This is a genomic window from Cupriavidus sp. GW822-FHT06G04 (genome assembly GCF_058799075.1).
The window spans coordinates 1-15,986 of record NZ_JBXALD010000014.1; the positions used below are offsets into that span (position 1 = coordinate 1).

At 63.3% G+C, this 15,986-nt stretch carries 13 protein-coding genes and 1 pseudogene; 13 read left to right on the forward strand and 1 reads right to left on the reverse strand.

Annotation, left to right across the window (positions count from 1 at the left end):
- The 10 genes and pseudogenes from AC1RKI_RS25600 to AC1RKI_RS25645 all read left to right on the forward strand — a co-directional run.
- Window positions 1-81: pseudogene (locus AC1RKI_RS25600) on the forward strand (ABC transporter ATP-binding protein); the annotation flags it as partial.
- 183 nt (window positions 82-264) lie between these two features.
- The gene (locus tag AC1RKI_RS25605) at window positions 265-1,473 is read left to right on the forward strand and encodes an ABC transporter substrate-binding protein (protein WP_150982283.1); all 1,209 of its coding nucleotides are present in this window, start codon (window positions 265-267) and stop codon (window positions 1,471-1,473) included.
- 152 nt (window positions 1,474-1,625) lie between these two features.
- The gene (locus AC1RKI_RS25610; protein ID WP_061953380.1) at window positions 1,626-2,510 is read left to right on the forward strand and encodes a branched-chain amino acid ABC transporter permease; all 885 of its coding nucleotides are present in this window, start codon (window positions 1,626-1,628) and stop codon (window positions 2,508-2,510) included.
- On the forward strand, window positions 2,510-3,544 hold the full coding sequence (locus AC1RKI_RS25615; protein WP_061953382.1) for a branched-chain amino acid ABC transporter permease: 1,035 nt from the start codon (window positions 2,510-2,512) through the stop codon (window positions 3,542-3,544). The genes AC1RKI_RS25610 and AC1RKI_RS25615 overlap by 1 nt, the downstream gene beginning before the upstream one ends.
- A 338-nt stretch (window positions 3,545-3,882) precedes the next feature.
- Window positions 3,883-4,494 carry a hypothetical protein gene (locus tag AC1RKI_RS25620; RefSeq protein ID WP_223505870.1) on the forward strand — a complete coding sequence of 204 codons (612 nt, stop codon included), beginning with the start codon at window positions 3,883-3,885 and terminating at the stop codon, window positions 4,492-4,494.
- Window positions 4,495-4,573: 79 nt separating this feature from the next.
- Window positions 4,574-5,332: a sulfite exporter TauE/SafE family protein gene (locus tag AC1RKI_RS25625; RefSeq protein WP_150982282.1), complete on the forward strand. Its 759-nt coding sequence runs from the start codon at window positions 4,574-4,576 to the stop codon at window positions 5,330-5,332.
- A gap of 387 nt (window positions 5,333-5,719) precedes the next feature.
- Entirely contained in the window at window positions 5,720-6,868 is a 1,149-nt protein-coding gene (locus tag AC1RKI_RS25630) for an ABC transporter substrate-binding protein (protein ID WP_061953388.1), read from the forward strand.
- A gap of 171 nt (window positions 6,869-7,039) precedes the next feature.
- Window positions 7,040-8,092 carry a branched-chain amino acid ABC transporter permease gene (locus AC1RKI_RS25635; RefSeq protein ID WP_061953390.1) on the forward strand — a complete coding sequence of 351 codons (1,053 nt, stop codon included), beginning with the start codon at window positions 7,040-7,042 and terminating at the stop codon, window positions 8,090-8,092.
- Window positions 8,093-8,218: 126 nt separating this feature from the next.
- Window positions 8,219-9,961, forward strand: a complete 1,743-nt coding sequence (locus AC1RKI_RS25640) for a branched-chain amino acid ABC transporter ATP-binding protein/permease (protein ID WP_492797946.1) — start codon at window positions 8,219-8,221, stop codon at window positions 9,959-9,961.
- 9 nt (window positions 9,962-9,970) lie between these two features.
- Window positions 9,971-10,714: an ABC transporter ATP-binding protein gene (locus AC1RKI_RS25645; RefSeq protein ID WP_061953394.1), complete on the forward strand. Its 744-nt coding sequence runs from the start codon at window positions 9,971-9,973 to the stop codon at window positions 10,712-10,714.
- Between the two features lie 127 nt (window positions 10,715-10,841).
- On the opposite strand, the gene AC1RKI_RS25650 is transcribed toward AC1RKI_RS25645, so the two are convergent.
- A complete protein-coding gene (locus AC1RKI_RS25650) occupies window positions 10,842-11,762 on the reverse strand; it encodes a LysR substrate-binding domain-containing protein (protein WP_492797934.1) in 921 nt (306 codons plus the stop codon).
- Window positions 11,763-11,894: 132 nt separating this feature from the next.
- Between AC1RKI_RS25650 and AC1RKI_RS25655 the strand changes: the two genes are divergently transcribed.
- The 3 genes from AC1RKI_RS25655 to mnmG all read left to right on the forward strand — a co-directional run bounded on the left by AC1RKI_RS25655 (window position 11,895) and on the right by mnmG (window position 15,981).
- Window positions 11,895-12,911 (forward strand): Bug family tripartite tricarboxylate transporter substrate binding protein, encoded by a 1,017-nt coding sequence (locus AC1RKI_RS25655; RefSeq protein ID WP_061953398.1) that lies wholly within the window; start codon window positions 11,895-11,897, stop codon window positions 12,909-12,911.
- A 2-nt stretch (window positions 12,912-12,913) separates the two neighbouring features.
- The gene (locus AC1RKI_RS25660) at window positions 12,914-13,792 is read left to right on the forward strand and encodes an N-formylglutamate amidohydrolase (protein ID WP_492797932.1); all 879 of its coding nucleotides are present in this window, start codon (window positions 12,914-12,916) and stop codon (window positions 13,790-13,792) included.
- A gap of 233 nt (window positions 13,793-14,025) precedes the next feature.
- Entirely contained in the window at window positions 14,026-15,981 is a 1,956-nt protein-coding gene (gene mnmG / locus AC1RKI_RS25665; RefSeq protein WP_061953402.1) for a tRNA uridine-5-carboxymethylaminomethyl(34) synthesis enzyme MnmG, read from the forward strand.
- Window positions 15,982-15,986 lie beyond the last annotated feature (5 nt).

A 15,986-nucleotide genomic window follows, 5' to 3' on the forward strand; every position in this document is an offset into this window, starting at 1 on the left:
CACGGCGCCATCGTCGAGCGCTTTGCCGCCGACGAACTGCAGGACAAGATGCCGGTGCTCAATGAACTGCTTGGCGTCTGAACATTTTGTTTTTGGGACCCGCAAGGAATACGAAGTGAAGCGGTGACGGCGCGCTGCGCGGCTGCCTCCAGGTCGGACGACCGGGCAGGGCTGCGCAACCACGTCGGCGGCGTTTGCTTGGTGGCGCTTTGCGATCGCAGGACGGGGGGCGTGAGGACGCCGCCACAACTCAGGAGACAAAACATGAAGATGACTCGGCTGGCTGTCGCAGTGGCGGCAACTGTCTTTGGCGCATATGCAGGGGGCGCTTCGGCGCAGGTATCGGGCGATACCGTGAAGATTGGCTACATCACCGACATGTCCGGCCTGTACGCCGACATCGACGGTCCCGGCGGCCTGGAAGCCATCAAGATGGCGATCGAGGATCACGGCGGCAAGGTGCTGGGCAAGCCGATCGAGCTGGTGTCTGCGGATCACCAGAACAAGGCCGACATCGCAGCATCGAAGGCGCGCGAGTGGATGGACCAGCAGGGGCTGGACATGCTGCTGGGCGGCACCAATTCCGCGACCGGCCTGGCGATGAACAAGGTGGCGCAGGAAAAGAAGCGCGTCTATTTCAACATCGGCGCCGGCACGGCGCGCCTGACCAACGAAGAGTGCTCGCCGTACACGGTGCACTACGCCTATGACACGGTGGCGCTGGCCAAGGGCACCGGCAGCGCGGTGGTGAAGCAGGGCGGCAAGAAGTGGTTCTTCCTGACTGCCGACTACGCCTTCGGCCATTCGCTCGAGAACGACACCGCGGCAGTGGTGAAGGCCAATGGCGGCACGGTGGTGGGATCGGTGCGCCATCCGCTGTCGGCGTCGGATTTCTCGTCGTTCCTGCTGCAGGCACAGGCGTCGAAGGCCGACATCCTGGGCCTGGCCAACGCGGGCGGCGACACGATCAATTCGATCAAGGCCGCCAAGGAATTCGGCATCACCAAGACGATGAAGATCGCCGGCCTGCTGATGTTCATCAACGACGTGCACAGCCTTGGCTTGAAGAACACCGAAGGCCTGTTGATGACCGACAGCTGGTACTGGGACATGAACGACGAGACGCGCAAGTTCGCGAATCGCTTCTTCGGCAAGATGAAGAAGATGCCGAGCAGCCTGCAGGCCGCGGACTATTCCGCGATCAGCACGTACCTGAAGGCCGTGGAGACCGCCAAGACCGACGATCCGGACAAGGTCATGGCCGAGTTGAAGAAGATGAAGATCAACGACTTCTACAACAAGAGCTACATCCGCGCCGATGGCCGCAACATTCACGACATGTACCTGATGCAGGTGAAGGCGCCGGCCGATTCGAAGAAGCCGTGGGATTACCTGAAGGTGGCCGCGACGATTCCTGGCGACCAGGCCTTCACCACGGTTGCCGAATCGAAGTGCGCGATGATGAAGAAGTAACACCAGAATGGCCCCTTGTCCGGCAGCGGACAGGGGCGGGAAGACAAGCGCGGCGCGCCGGGTGCGACATGCCACTGGTTGCGACGCGCTTGCTTCCACTCCGACGCTGCGCAAGTGGCAGTCGGGCGACACACCTACAGGCAATCTAGCCCATGGATATCTTTGGAATTCCGCTTCCCGCCATGTTGTCCCAGTTGCTGCTGGGCCTGGTCAACGGGGCTTTCTACGCGATGCTGAGCCTGGGGCTGGCCGTGATTTTCGGTCTGCTCAACGTCATCAATTTTGCGCACGGCGCGCTGTTCATGCTCGGTGCGCTGCTGGCGTGGGCGGGCATGGAATACGCCGGACTGAACTACTGGGTGATGCTGCTGGTGTCGCCGCTGGTGGTGGGGGTGCTCGGCATCGTGATCGAGAAGACGATGCTGCGCTGGATCTACAAGCTCGACCACATCTACGGCCTGCTGCTGACGCTGGGCATCACGCTGGTGATCGAAGGCGTGTTCCGGTCGATCTACGGCGTGTCGGGCCTGCCGTATTCGCCGCCCGAAGCGCTGCAGGGCGCAACCGATCTGGGCTTCATGATCCTGCCGAACTATCGCGCATGGGTTGTGGCCGCGTCGGTGGTGGTGTGCCTGGCGACGTGGTTCGTGATCGAGAAGACCAAGCTCGGCGCGTACCTGCGGGCCGGCACCGAGAACCCGAAGATGGTGGAAGCGTTCGGCGTGAACGTGCCGCTGATGGTGACGCTGACCTACGGCTTCGGTGTGGCGCTGGCCGCGTTTGCCGGCGTGCTGGCCGCGCCGGTGATTCAGGTGTCGCCGCTGATGGGACAGAATCTGATCATCGTGGTGTTCGCGGTGGTGGTGATCGGCGGGATGGGTTCGATCATGGGGTCGATCCTCACGGGCCTGGGGCTCGGCGTGATTGAAGGGCTGACCAAGGTGTTCTACCCGGAGGCCTCGGCGACCGTGGTGTTCTTCATCATGGTGATCGTGCTGCTGCTGCGTCCGGCAGGGCTGTTCGGAAGGGAGAAATGATGAGCGGGCAGACCGGTCAAACCGCTGTGGCGGTGCAAGCCAAGGGCTTCAAGGAAGGGACGGCTGTGCAAAAGAGGGTTCTCTACGGCCTGCTGTTGCTGGCGCTGATTGCCGCGCCGCTGGTGGGTGCGTACCCGGTGTTCGTGCTCAAGGTGCTGTGCTTCGCGCTGTTCGCCTGCGCCTTCAATCTGTTGATCGGCTTTACCGGCCTGTTGTCGTTCGGCCATGCCGCGTTCTTTGGCGGCGCGGGCTACGCGGCTGGGCATGCGATGAAGGTATGGGGCGTGACACCGGAACTGGGCCTGCTGTTCGGGACGTTGTCCGGCGCGGTGATCGGCTACGTGGTCGGTTCGCTGGCGATCCGGCGCCAGGGCATCTACTTCTCGATGATCACGCTCGCGCTGGCGCAGATGCTGTTCTTCATCTGTCTGCAGGCGCCGTTCACGGGCGGCGAGGACGGCCTGCAGGGCATTCCGCGCGGCAAGCTTTTTGGCGTGCTCTCGCTGGCCAACGATACGACGCTGTACTACGTGGCGCTGATCATCATCGTGGCCGCCTTCGCGCTGATCGTGCGCACGGTGCATTCGCCGTTCGGCCAGATCCTGAAGGCCATCCGCGAGAATGAGCCGCGCGCGATCTCGCTGGGCTACGACGTGGATCGCTTCAAGCTGCTGGCCTTCGTGATCTCGGCCGCGCTGTCCGGCCTGGCCGGCTCCATCAAGGCGCTGGTGCTTGGTTTCGGCACGCTGACCGACGTGCACTGGTCGATGTCGGGGTCGGTGATCCTGATGACGCTGGTGGGCGGCCTGGGCACGTTGTCCGGCCCGATCGTTGGCGCCTTCGTGGTGGTGGCGCTCGAGAACAAGCTCGGCGATATCGGATCGTTCCTGGCGTCGGTTACGGGCGTCAGCTGGTTCAACGCGCTTGGCGAGTCGGTGACGATGGTGACCGGCATCATCTTCGTTATCTGCGTGCTGACGTTCCGCCGCGGCATCATGGGCGAGCTGATTGCACTCACGAGCCGGAAAAAATAGCAAGCCCTGCGTGCAGATCGGGCAACATGCTCGATTTTGGGGCTAGGGTTATTGCTGACTTGTTTCAGACGCACCGCTTCGTTACATTGCTTATACGGTTTTCGCAGGTTACTTGGAGGCGGAAGCGAGGAGACGACAGGCGCGCACCCGGTGTCGGGTAGCAGCAGCCAACACGATAAAAGGCGTTGCCGGGTGATCCCCAGCAACGCCTTTTTTATTTGCGCCGGTCCACGACGTGTTTATGCCGGCATTTCATCGCCTTCCACGGGCGATGCTTTTCGTGCATGACCCGGCTGGAGGCCCCGTGCGACAATGCCGGCCTGCTTCCCGCGCGTCTCATGTTCACGATTTCCAATCCCTCAGAATCAACGCCGCCGCAGCGCTGGGTACGCCCCGCTGTGACCAAAGATGCACCTGTGGTCGACGCCTGGCTGATGCGTCGCGCCCCGCTTGGCGTCCCGGAGGCCCGCGCGCGTCGCGTATCGCTCGATGCGCTGCTCGACCAGGGCAGTCATGGCATTTGCCTGCTAGGCGGCACCAATGCGGTGCGCGACAACCTGGCCTGCCTGATGCCCGTCACCCTGATCCATAGCTTGTCCACAGGCGGCCGTATTGCAATGGTGGCGGAGTGGTGGCCGCCGGTATCGTCATCGGATTCTACGGATGCAGGGGAGCCGCCCGCGTTGGCGAGCGCACCGCGACCGCTGCAATCGCAACATTCGCCGCAATCGCTTCAATCGTCGGAATGGCCAGCGGAGACGTCCGTCCAGGCATGGCTGCAGGAATGCTGTGCCGTGCTGGCGGACTGGTGCCGTGCCCACGGCATCCGGCACATCGCCCTGGCGCAAGGTCTGGTGGATCCGGGCCAGCGCGCGCCCGATGGATTTCAGCGCGACGGCAGCGGCCTGTGGGTCCGCAGCCTTGTGCCCACACCGAAGTTTCTCGGGTAATGGCGCGGCCGCGGCCAGCCGAACCTGGCCGTCGACACGATTTGCCTGAATCCCTTCCCACCTTTCTGATGGTTCCAGCATGGAATTTGCGTTTCTGGCCGCGGCCGCCTTCCTGGCCGGCATGATTGACGCCGTGGCGGGCGGCGGGGGCCTCGTGCAGATCCCCGCGTTGTTTTCGACCTATCCAAACATGGCGCCCGCCACGTTGATCGGCACCACCAAGGTGGCGTCGATGGCGGGCACCTCCAATGCGGCGATGCGCTTTGCGCGCTCGGTCCGGATCCATTGGGGTGTCACTGCGCCGGCCATGATTGCGGCCTTCGTGTTGTCGATGGCCGGTGCGTGGACATTGACCAGGATTCCGGCCGACCCGCTGCGCAAGGCACTGCCGTTTGTGCTGCTGGTGCTGCTGGCCTACACCGTAGCGAAGAAGGACCTTGGCACCGAGCACGCGCCCTCGCTGTCCGGCGCACGCGAGCGCATTGCCGCCGTGCTGGCCGGTGCGGCGATCGGCTTCTACGATGGCGTGTTCGGGCCGGGAACGGGCAGTTTCCTGATGATCGTGTTCGTGCGCGTGTTCGGCTACGACTTCCTCCATGCCTCGGCTTCGGCCAAGGTGGTCAATCTTGCTACCAACCTTGCCGCGCTGCTGCTGTTGGCGGCCAAGGGCCACGTCTGGTGGCAACTGGGCATCGTGATGGCCGTGGCCAATGTCGCGGGCAGTCAGGTGGGCAGCAAGCTGGCGCTTCGGCATGGCAGCAGGTTTGTGCGCAAGGTCTTCATCGCCGTGGTTGGCGCGCTGATCATGAAGACCGCTTACGACGCCTTCCTGCGTTGATCCGATGCGACCGGATACGGGCCGGCGCCACGGCATTGCGAACATGCCGGCGCGCCCCGCGCGCGCGCCGGTAGCCAGGACGCCGTAACCCGGACTGTTGTGCCGCCGCCGCTGCGGGTTAATCCCGCTTTTCGGATCAGATCGCTGTGTTAGACTCGATTCGCATTCCCGACCGAGCGGTCGGGTAATGCAACTGCGCAATTCCGGGGGTATCACGCGCAGGACGGGAAAAACGGGACGAACTTCGATGTTCCCGACACTGATCGGACGCCAGCGTTGCGTCTGCCAGAGAGCCTGTTGAACGGGCCGACAAAAAAACTGAAGGCATCCGGCGGCCGAAAGCCGACGGATGCCTTTTTCCGTTTCTGGAATCGAAGGAGACACTCTATGACGTTCAAGCGCGCCAGCTTGCTGGCTCTTGCTGCTGCCAGCCTGTTTGCCGGTGCGGCCAGTGCCCAGGTGAAAGTTGGGGTCACTGTTTCGGCCACCGGGCCTGCGGCATCGCTCGGCATCCCCGAAAAGAACACGTTCACGCTGCTGCCGAAGGAAATCGCCGGCAAGAAGATCGAGTACATCGTGCTCGACGACGCGACCGACACCACCACGGCGGTAAAGAACACGCGCAAGCTGATCAGCGAGGACAAGGTGGACGTGGTGGTGGGTTCCACCGTGACGCCGAATTCGCTGGCGATGGTGGACGTGGCCGCCGAGAGTGAAACGCCGATGATCTCGATGGCCGCCTCGGCCCGCATCATCGAGCCGATGGATGCCAAGCGCGCATGGGTCTTCAAGACGCCGCAGAACGATTCGCACATGGCCACGGCGCTGGCCGAGCACATGACCAACAACAACGTGAAGACGGTGGCATTCATCGGCTTTGCGGATGCCTACGGCGATAGCTGGGCGCAGGAATTCGCCAAGGTGGCGGAAATGCGCAAGATCAAGGTGGTGGCCAACGAGCGCTTTGCGCGCACCGACAATTCGGTGACGGGCCAGGTGCTCAAGATGATGGGCGCCAATCCGGACGCGGTGCTGATTGCCGGTTCGGGTACGCCTTCGGCGCTGCCGGCCAAGACGCTCAAGGAGCGCGGCTTCAAGGGCAAGATCTATCAGACGCACGGCGTGGCCAATCCCGACTTCCTGCGGGTGTGCGGCAAGGATTGCGAAGGCACATTCCTGCCCGCCGGTCCGTTGTTGGTGGCCGAGCAATTGCCAGACAGCAATCCCGTCAAGAAGCCGGCCATGACGTACAAGACGGCATACGAGAAAGCGTTCGGTGGCCAGGTCTCGACTTTTGGCGGCCACGCCTGGGACGCCGGACTGCTGCTCCAGAACGCCATTCCCGAGGCGCTCAAGAAGGGCCAGCCGGGCACCAAGGAATTCCGCAAGGCGCTGCGCGATGCGCTGGAGCAGACCAAGAATCTGCCGGTATCGCACGGCATCATCAATATGACTCCCACCGACCACCTCGGCATGGACCAGCGCGCGCGCGTGATGGTGCAGATCGTCGATGGCAAGTGGAAGTTGCAGAAGTAGGCCGGCGCTCGTTCGGCAGACAGGAGTTGGTCGCGCGGGGCAGGCGTAGCAACGCAGGGGCGCATGGATTGCCATGCGCCCTTTTTTTGCCCTTGCCGTCTTGCAATCTACGTACAACGCCGCGCAGCGATTAAGCTGACAGCGCGGACCCTTCCACGAGTCGGGGAGACAATGGATCTTTCGATTGCGGCCATCCTGGCGCAGGACGGCATTACTTCCGGCGCCATCTACGCGTTGCTGGCACTGGCGCTGGTGCTGGTGTTCTCGGTAACGCGCGTCATCTTCATACCCCAGGGCGAATTCGTGGCCTATGGCGCGCTGACGCTGGCCGCGATGCAGGCCGGGCACGCGCCTCAAACCACGTGGCTGCTGCTGGCCATGGGCGTGCTCACGTTTGTCTATGACGCGGCCGTGGTATTGCGCAGCCCGGACCTGCGCAGCATGGCGGCGCGACGGCTTGCCGTGCTGGCGGCCAAATACCTGTTGTTTCCCGTGGCCGTGCACTTGCTGGTGCAGCAGTACGGCGGCCAGCCGCTGCCGATGTTGGTGCAGGTGGCGGTGACGCTGCTGATCGTCGTGCCGCTCGGCCCAATGCTCTATCGCCTGGCGTACCAGCCGCTTGCCGAAGCCAGCACGCTGGTGCTGCTGATCGTTTCCGTGGGCGTGCATTTCGCGCTGGTCGGTCTGGGCCTCGTGATGTTTGGTGCGGAGGGTTCGCGCACGAACCCGTTTTCCGAGGCGCGTTTCGATGTCGGCAGCCTCAGCGTGTCTGGACAGAGCCTCTGGGTGGTGGCGGTGTCCGGCCTGCTGATCGCCGCGCTGTACTTCTTTTTCGAACGCACGCTGCAAGGCAAGGCGCTGCGCGCGACGGCCGTGAACCGGCTGGGCGCGCGCCTGGTGGGCATCGGCACCACGCAGGCCGGGCGTCTTTCGTTCACGCTGGCGGCCGCGTTGGGCGCGTTGTGCGGCGTCCTGATTGCGCCGCTGACCACGGTCTATTACGAATCCGGCTTCCTGGTGGGCTTGAAGGGCTTCGTTGGCGCGATCGTCGGTGGCCTGGCGAGCTATCCGGTTGCGGCGCTCGGCGCGCTGTTGGTGGGGCTGCTCGAATCGTATTCGTCGTTCTGGGCGAGCGCCTTCAAGGAGGTGATCGTCTTTACGTTGATCATCCCGGTGCTGTTGTGGCGATCGCTCACGAGCAAGCATGTCGAGGAAGAGGAGTAAGCCATGACCATGCTCACCGACAAACCGATGGAAAAGCGCGTGGATGGCGACGGCACCATCGCGTCGCAGCGGGGCGAGGCTGTGCGCGGCCATGTGCGCAGCCGCATCCTGACGCTGCTGTTCGTGATGGCACTGGCGCTGCTTCCTGTGCTGCCGACGCCCGAGTTCTGGATCACGCTTGGCAACTACATTGGCCTGTACAGCATCGTGGCGATCGGGCTGGTGTTGCTGACCGGCGTGGGCGGCATGACGTCGTTCGGCCAGGCCGCATTTGTCGGGCTCGGCGCGTACAGCACCGCATACCTGACGACGCAGTTCGGGCTGTCTCCATGGGTGGGGCTCGTGGTGGGATTGATCATCACGGTGGCATCGGCCTATGTGATCGGATTGATCACGATGCGCATGTCCGGCCACTACCTGCCGCTGGCGACGATTGCATGGGGTCTGTCGCTGTTCTTCCTGTTTGGCAACCTCGAGTTTCTGGGCAAGTACGACGGCCTCAACGGCATCCCGGTGTTGTCGATCGCCGGTATCGAGCTGCAGTCGGGGCGGTCGATGTTCTATCTGATCTGGCTGGTGGTGCTGCTCGCGGTATTCGCCATGCAGAATCTGCTGGATTCGCGGCCCGGGCGTGCGATTCGCGCACTCAAGGGCGGCGGCACGATGGCCGAAGCCATGGGCGTCAACACCGCATGGATGAAGGTGGTGATCTTCGTGGTGGCCGCGATACTGGCGTGCGTATCGGGCTTTCTCTATGCGCATCTGCAACGCGCGGTGAATCCGACGCCGTTCGGACTCAACTACGGTATCGAGTACCTCTTCATGGCCGTGGTGGGCGGTGTGGGACACGTCTGGGGCGCGGTGCTGGGCGCCGGTGTGTTGACGATCCTGAAGGACGTGCTGCAGGGCGTGCTGCCCAAGTTGCTGGGGACCACGGGCAACTTCGAGATCATCGTGTTCGGCGTGCTGCTGGTGCTGTTGCTGCAGTACGCGCGTGACGGCATCTGGCCGTTCCTGCGCAGGCTGATGCCGTCGGGGCCGTCCGTGACCGCGCCCGCGCATGCTGCGGCGCTGCCGGTGCGGCAGAAGCCGGACGCCGGAGAGTTGATTCTCGATGTGCGCGCGGCGCGCAAGCAGTTTGGCGGGCTGGTGGCGGTGAACGACGTGAGCTTCCAGGTGCGCGCCGGGGAGATCATCGGATTGATCGGCCCCAACGGCGCGGGCAAGTCCACCACGTTCAATCTGGTGACCGGGGTGCTGCCGCTCACGAGCGGGGAAGTGCGCTATCGCGGCGAAGTGATTTCGGGCCTGCCTTCGCGCGAGATCGTGAAGCGCGGGGTCGGACGGACGTTCCAGCATGTGCACTTGCTGCCGACGATGACGGTGCTGGAGAACGTTGCGATCGGCGCGCACCTGCGCGGCGACTTCCGCGCGCAAGGCGGCGTATCCGCGGCGATCCTGCACATGAACCGTGGCGAGGAACAGAAGCTGCTGTTCGAGGCGAAGCGCCAGCTCGAGCGCGTGGGGCTGGCCGACTGCATGTACATGGAGGCCGGCAGCCTGGCGCTGGGGCAGCAACGGATCCTGGAGATTGCGCGGGCGCTTTGCTGCGATCCGGCGCTGCTGTTGCTGGACGAGCCAGCCGCAGGCCTGCGCTACAAGGAAAAGCAGGCGCTTGCCGATTTGCTGCGCAAGCTCAAAGGCGAAGGCATGAGTGTGCTGCTGGTGGAGCATGACATGGACTTTGTGATGAACCTGACCGATCGCCTCGTGGTGATGGAATTTGGCACGCGCATCGCCGAGGGCGTACCGGAAGAGGTGCAGAAGGATCCGGCAGTGCTGGAAGCGTATCTGGGCGGCATCGAGTGAGGATATGAGATGAGTCTGATTCTGGAAGTGAAGGACCTGCATGTCCGCTACGGCAAGGTCGAGGCGGTGCATGGCGCCAGTCTGCAGGTCGAGGCCGGCCGCATCGTCACTGTGATCGGGCCCAACGGCGCAGGGAAGTCCACCATGCTCAATGCCATCATGGGCGCGCTTCCTGCCACGGGGTCGTCGAGCGGCACGGTGCGCTATCTGGGGCACGACATGACCGGCATCCCCGTCGAGGGGCGCGTGGCGCGCGGCATGTGCCTGGTGCCGGAAAAGCGCGAGCTGTTTGCCACCATGTCGGTCGAGGACAACCTCCTGCTCGGGGCGTTCCGGCGCAAGAAGGCGGGCGAGCGCAACTATCTGGATCAGATGGACGTGGTCTACGATCTGTTTCCGCGCCTGCGGGAGCGCGCTAGGCAGGACGCGGGTACGCTGTCCGGCGGAGAACGGCAGATGCTGGCGGTGGGCCGTGCCCTGATGGCGAAGCCGCAATTGCTGATGCTGGACGAGCCCAGCCTTGGACTGGCGCCGCTGATCGTCAAGGAGATCTTTCACATCATCAGCAACCTGCGCAAGACCGGCGTGGCGACGTTGCTGATTGAACAGAATGCGCGGGCGGCCCTGCAGGTGGCGGACTACGGCTACGTGATCGAGACCGGCGATATGGCGCTGGAGGGCGAGGCCGCGGCCCTGGCCAGCAATCCCAAGGTGATCGAAACCTATCTGGGCCTGACCAGGAAAGCGGCCTGATCGTCCCGCCGCACGCGGGGCCGCGACGTAAACTATTCGGTGTGGAGATCTTTCTGGCGTTTTGCGCCTAGATTTTATTTGCCGGATCGATGTTGTTCACAAAGATATCCACACTGTGGATAACCGGCTAAGAAGTCAGCACTTCGATATCAGTCTGAGCTACAGCAAGCAGCCAGTCGCGGAAAACATGCAAGGCCGGATGCTCGCGTTTTTCGCGCGGCGAACACAGGAAATATCCCCGGCTGAGCGTAATCGGCAAATCGAACGGCGCGACCACCTGGCCCGCGTGGAGCGCGTCTCGCACCAGGCAGCGCTGCAGCACGGCGACACCCATATCGGCCTTGACGGCCTCCAGCAGAATCGACACCTGATCGAACCCGCGCGCGAGGGTTGGCGCAGCATCGGGTACGCCCGCGGCCTGCAGCCATTTCTGCCAGTTTGCGGGTGCAGTGGTGTGGAAAAGTAGGGGTTCGGCCAGCAGTTCGTGCGGAGTTTTCCACAGGTTGGCGATGCGTCTTGCATGGGCCCGCGCCGGATGACAAACCGGCACCATTTCGCGGCCGATCACATAGTCGACTTGCCATCCGGCCCACTGACTAGCCTCGCCGGCCAGGATCGCGGCATCGGGCCGTGCGCCGGAAAAATCCTCTTCCTTGCGATAGGGAACAAAGTCCAGGCGGATCTCGGGATGCCGGCGATGGAAGTCGGGCAGGCGAGGCACCAGCCAGACGCTGGCGAGTGTGGGTACGGCGGAAAGCGTCAGGTGATGCCGGCGATCTTTTTCGAACATTGCGGCGCTGGCGGCTTCCAGTGCGGCGAGTGGCTCGGAAATCGCCGCCAGATAAGCGTTTCCGGCGTCGGTAAGGGTCAGCCTGTGCGCGTTGCGATGGAGCAGCGGCTGGCCGAAGTGGGCCTCCAGTCGGGCGATGGCGCGGCTGATGGCGCCTTGCGTGACACACAACGTGTCCGCCGCGCGCGTGAAGCTGCCCAGACGAGCGGCGGTAACAAACGCATGCAGCTCGGACATCGAAGGTGAGTGGAGGCGCATAGCCTTGTCGATCCGAGAATGATCTTTGGTAATGGAATCGTGCAATATAGTCGTTTGTGCACAGCCGGTAAACTCGCGGAAACTCGTGGCTCGGCGATCCGCAAATCGAAAAAAGTACGAGGAGTTTGTCAGATGAATCGAGCCACTTGCGTGCGTGCCACGCGCCGCGAATTCTTGTTGTCCACAATGTTGTCCACAGCCGTCGGCGTCGCATTTGGCGCCATGGCGATGCCAGTTCTGGCACAGCCCAACTACCCGAGTAAACCGATCCGGCTGGTGGTGCCGTTCGCCGCCGGCGGTTCGACGGATCTGTCGGCGCGGCTGGTTGCGGAGTTCGCCGGACGCGAACTGGGCCAGACCATCGTGGTCGACAACAAGGGCGGGGCCGGTGGTTCGATCGGCATGGAGCAAGTGGCGCGCTCAGCGCCGGACGGCTACACGATCGGCATGGCGACGGTCAGCACGCATGGATCCAATCCGGCCGTCTATCCGAAGCTTGGCTACGATCCGATCAAGGATTTCACGCCGGTGACCAACGTCATCGCCATTCCGAGCGTGTTTGCCGTGCATCCCAGCGTACCGGCCAAAACCATGCAGGAGTTTGTCGCCTTGGCCAAGGCCAATCCGGGCAAGTATACGTTTGCGTCGCCTGGGGCCGGATCGCTGGGCCACGTCAACATCGAGAACTTCATGATGCTGGCGAAGATCGACCTGCTGCACGTGCCCTACAAGGGCGCAGGGCTGGCGCTGAACGACGCCGTCGCGGGCCAGGTAAACGCGATCACCGATAACCTGGCGACCACACTGCCTCACGTGAAATCGGGCCGGCTGCGCGCCTTGGCGGTGCTGGGTGCGCAGCGTTCTCCGCAGTTGCCCAACGTGCCGACGTACGCCGAGCTGGGCTACAAGGATATGGGTGAGGGCGGTTGGTTCGGCATCGTGGCGCCCGCCGGCACGCCGCAGCCGATCATTGCCAAGCTGAATGCGGCGATCCACAAGGCAATGGAGAATCCCGAGTTCAAGCGCAAGGTCGAGGAGTCCGGCGGCACGCTGGTGCCAACGACGCCCGAGCAGTTCAAGGCCCAGATCCAGCAGGCAATGGCACGCTACGCGCGTGTGGCCAAGGCCGCCAACATCAAGCTGGACTGATCATGACGACTTACCAAGCGGTGACTGGCGATGCGCCCGGTGGCCCATTCACACTCGCATTGCCAGAGGGCGATGCAATTCCCCTGGTGTGCGATTCGCCGCACAGCGGGGTCTTTTATCCGTCCGATTTTGACGCGGCAGTGCCGCTGCATCGGCTGCGCGGGGGCGAGGATACCCATATCGATACGCTGTGGGCAGCCATTCCAAAGGTTGGCGGTACGCTGATCGGGGCGACATTCCCGCGCGTGTATATCGATCCGAACCGGACGCTCGATGATCTGGATCCAGACCTGCTGGCCGAGCCGTGGCCGACGCCGTTATCCCCAGGGGAGAAGACGCGGCTTGGCTACGGACTGATCTGGCGGAAGCTGGACGCTGCGACGCCGATTTACGGCCGAAAGCTGACCGTGGCGGAGGTGCGTAACCGTATCGAACGCTACTACCGGCCGTATCATGCGGCGCTGGCGGAGGCGGTCGAGGCCGCATATCGGAAGTTCGGCGCACTGTGGCATCTGAATCTGCACTCGATGCCGAATAATGCCTACGAGCGTCTCAAGATCGTCAGCCCGCGGCCCTTGGCTGACTTTGTGCTCGGCGACCGGGACGGCACGACTTGCGAGCCGGGGATCGTTGATCTGGTGGAAGGCCAGCTGCGTGGCATGGGATACACCGTGGCGCGTAACGATCCGTACAAGGGCGTGCAGTTGATCGCTCAGATTGGCCGACCTGCGGAGCGCCGCAACAGCCTGCAAATCGAAATTCGGCGGCCGTTGTATATGGATGAAGCCACCAAGGCACCGAACGACGGATTCTCATCGCTGCAACGGGATCTCGCGTCGCTCAGCGCCGCTGTCGCCTCCTATATCCGTGACCGCCTCTGATGTGTTTCACGTGAAACAGTGACTGTATGGACAGCCCCGCGGAAGCGGGGCTTTTTGTTTGACGACGTGTTTTGCGCTAAGTGTTTCACGTGAAACACACATTCGATCCCAGCAGGTATCGCCGACGCCATGTTCCACGTGAAACATCGTGTCCGAGCGGGGAACGACATTCGATTGCCGCTATAATTCGGCATCCTGTTTTTTCCCGCCCAGCCTCCCGGAGGAGGTGTCCCATGCTTTACCCGAAAGAATTCGACGTCATAGTCGTCGGCGGTGGTCACGCCGGCACCGAAGCCGCTCTCGCCGCCGCGCGCATGGGCTGCCAGACGCTGCTGCTCACGCACAACATCGAAACGTTGGGGCAGATGAGCTGCAATCCGTCGATTGGCGGCATTGGCAAGGGACATCTGGTCAAGGAAGTGGACGCGATGGGTGGCGCGATGGCTGCGGCTACCGATGAGGCGGGCATCCAGTTTCGGATCCTGAATTCGAGCAAGGGTCCGGCGGTCCGTGCGACCCGCGCTCAGGCTGACCGCGTCCTGTATCGGAAAGCGATCCGCACCCGGCTGGAAAACCAGCCAAACTTGATGCTGTTCCAGCAAGCGGTGGACGACCTGATGGTAGAGGGCGACCGTGTGGTCGGCGCACGTACGCAGGCTGGCATCGATTTCCGCGCGCGCGCGGTCGTGCTAACGGCCGGTACGTTTCTGGACGGCAAGATCCACGTCGGGCTCGATAACTACACTGGCGGCCGCGCGGGCGACCCGGCGGCTGTCTCGCTGTCGGCGCGTCTCAAGGAACTCAAGCTGCCGCAGGGCCGGCTGAAGACCGGCACGCCGCCGCGTGTCGACGGGCGCACGATCGACTTTTCAGCAATGGAAGAACAGCCGGGCGATCTGGACCCGGTGCCGGTGTTCTCGTTTCTCGGCCATCCCGATCAGCACCCGCAACAGCTGCCGTGCTGGATTACCCACACGAACAGCCGTACCCACGACATTATCCGTGGCGGCCTGGACCGCTCGCCGATGTACACGGGCGTGATCGAAGGCGTGGGTCCGCGTTATTGCCCCAGTATCGAAGACAAGATCCACCGATTTTCGAGCAAGGAAAGCCATCAGATCTTCCTTGAACCAGAAGGGCTCACGACAAACGAGTTCTATCCGAATGGCATCTCCACAAGCCTGCCGTTCGATGTGCAGCTTGAGCTGGTCCACTCGATCCGCGGCATGGAGAACGCGCACATCCTGCGCCCGGGCTACGCCATCGAATACGACTATTTCGACCCGCGCGGGCTCAAGGCATCTCTGGAAAGCAAGGCGATCGAAGGCTTGTTCTTTGCGGGCCAGATCAACGGCACCACCGGTTATGAGGAAGCGGCGGCGCAAGGCCTGCTCGCCGGCATCAACGCTGGATGCTACGTGCGTGAACGCGACGCCTGGACGCCGCGCCGCGATCAGGCTTATCTGGGCGTGCTGGTGGATGACCTGATCACCCGCGGCGTGACCGAGCCATATCGCATGTTCACGAGCCGGGCCGAATTCCGGCTAAGCCTGCGCGAGGACAACGCCGATATGCGCCTGACGGAAGCGGGGCGTGAATTGGGCGTGGTCGACGACGCACGGTGGGATGCCTTCAATCGCAAGCGCGATGCTGTTTCACGTGAAACAGAGCGGCTGAAGAGCACGTGGGTGAACCCGGCGCTGCTGCCAGAAGCTGACGCGGTGCCGTTGCTCGGGAAAGCCATCGAGCGCGAGTATTCGCTGGCCGATCTGCTGCGGCGCCCGGAGGTAGGCTACGAAGCGCTGATGTCGTTGCAGGGCGGCCGGTTCGCACCGGAGGCGTCGCTATCGGATGATCCGCGCCTGGCCGAGCAGGTTCGTGAGCAGATCGAAATCGGCATCAAGTACCACGGATACATCGCTCGCCAGGCCGCCGAGGTCGATAAGCTCGAAGCGAACGAAGCCACCAAGCTGCCGGCGAATTTCGACTACACCGAAGTGCGGGGGCTGGGCTTCGAGGTCAGCCAGAAACTGAACCAGCACCGGCCCGAAACCTTGGGTCAGGCCTCGCGCATTTCGGGTGTGACGCCTGCTGCGATTTCCTTGCTGCTGGTCCACCTCAAGAAGAAGGGCATGGGCCGCTCGCCGCAGACCACGCCGCCGGCGGGCAGCGGGCAGGAGGCGGCCTGAGTGGG

Excerpts from the sequence above, each read along its gene's own strand:
- AC1RKI_RS25605 (WP_150982283.1), top strand. The coding sequence starts at position 265 with ATGAAGATGACTCGGCTGGCTGTCGCAGTGGCGGCAACTGTCTTTGGC.
- AC1RKI_RS25610 (WP_061953380.1), top strand. The coding sequence starts at position 1,626 with ATGGATATCTTTGGAATTCCGCTTCCCGCCATGTTGTCCCAGTTGCTG.
- AC1RKI_RS25615 (WP_061953382.1), top strand. The coding sequence starts at position 2,510 with ATGAGCGGGCAGACCGGTCAAACCGCTGTGGCGGTGCAAGCCAAGGGC.
- AC1RKI_RS25620 (WP_223505870.1), top strand. The coding sequence starts at position 3,883 with ATGTTCACGATTTCCAATCCCTCAGAATCAACGCCGCCGCAGCGCTGG.
- AC1RKI_RS25625 (WP_150982282.1), top strand. The coding sequence starts at position 4,574 with ATGGAATTTGCGTTTCTGGCCGCGGCCGCCTTCCTGGCCGGCATGATT.
- AC1RKI_RS25630 (WP_061953388.1), top strand. The coding sequence starts at position 5,720 with ATGACGTTCAAGCGCGCCAGCTTGCTGGCTCTTGCTGCTGCCAGCCTG.
- AC1RKI_RS25635 (WP_061953390.1), top strand. The coding sequence starts at position 7,040 with ATGGATCTTTCGATTGCGGCCATCCTGGCGCAGGACGGCATTACTTCC.
- AC1RKI_RS25640 (WP_492797946.1), top strand. The coding sequence starts at position 8,219 with ATGGCACTGGCGCTGCTTCCTGTGCTGCCGACGCCCGAGTTCTGGATC.
- AC1RKI_RS25645 (WP_061953394.1), top strand. The coding sequence starts at position 9,971 with ATGAGTCTGATTCTGGAAGTGAAGGACCTGCATGTCCGCTACGGCAAG.
- AC1RKI_RS25650 (WP_492797934.1), bottom strand. The coding sequence starts at position 11,762 with ATGCGCCTCCACTCACCTTCGATGTCCGAGCTGCATGCGTTTGTTACC.
- AC1RKI_RS25655 (WP_061953398.1), top strand. The coding sequence starts at position 11,895 with ATGAATCGAGCCACTTGCGTGCGTGCCACGCGCCGCGAATTCTTGTTG.
- AC1RKI_RS25660 (WP_492797932.1), top strand. The coding sequence starts at position 12,914 with ATGACGACTTACCAAGCGGTGACTGGCGATGCGCCCGGTGGCCCATTC.
- mnmG (WP_061953402.1), top strand. The coding sequence starts at position 14,026 with ATGCTTTACCCGAAAGAATTCGACGTCATAGTCGTCGGCGGTGGTCAC.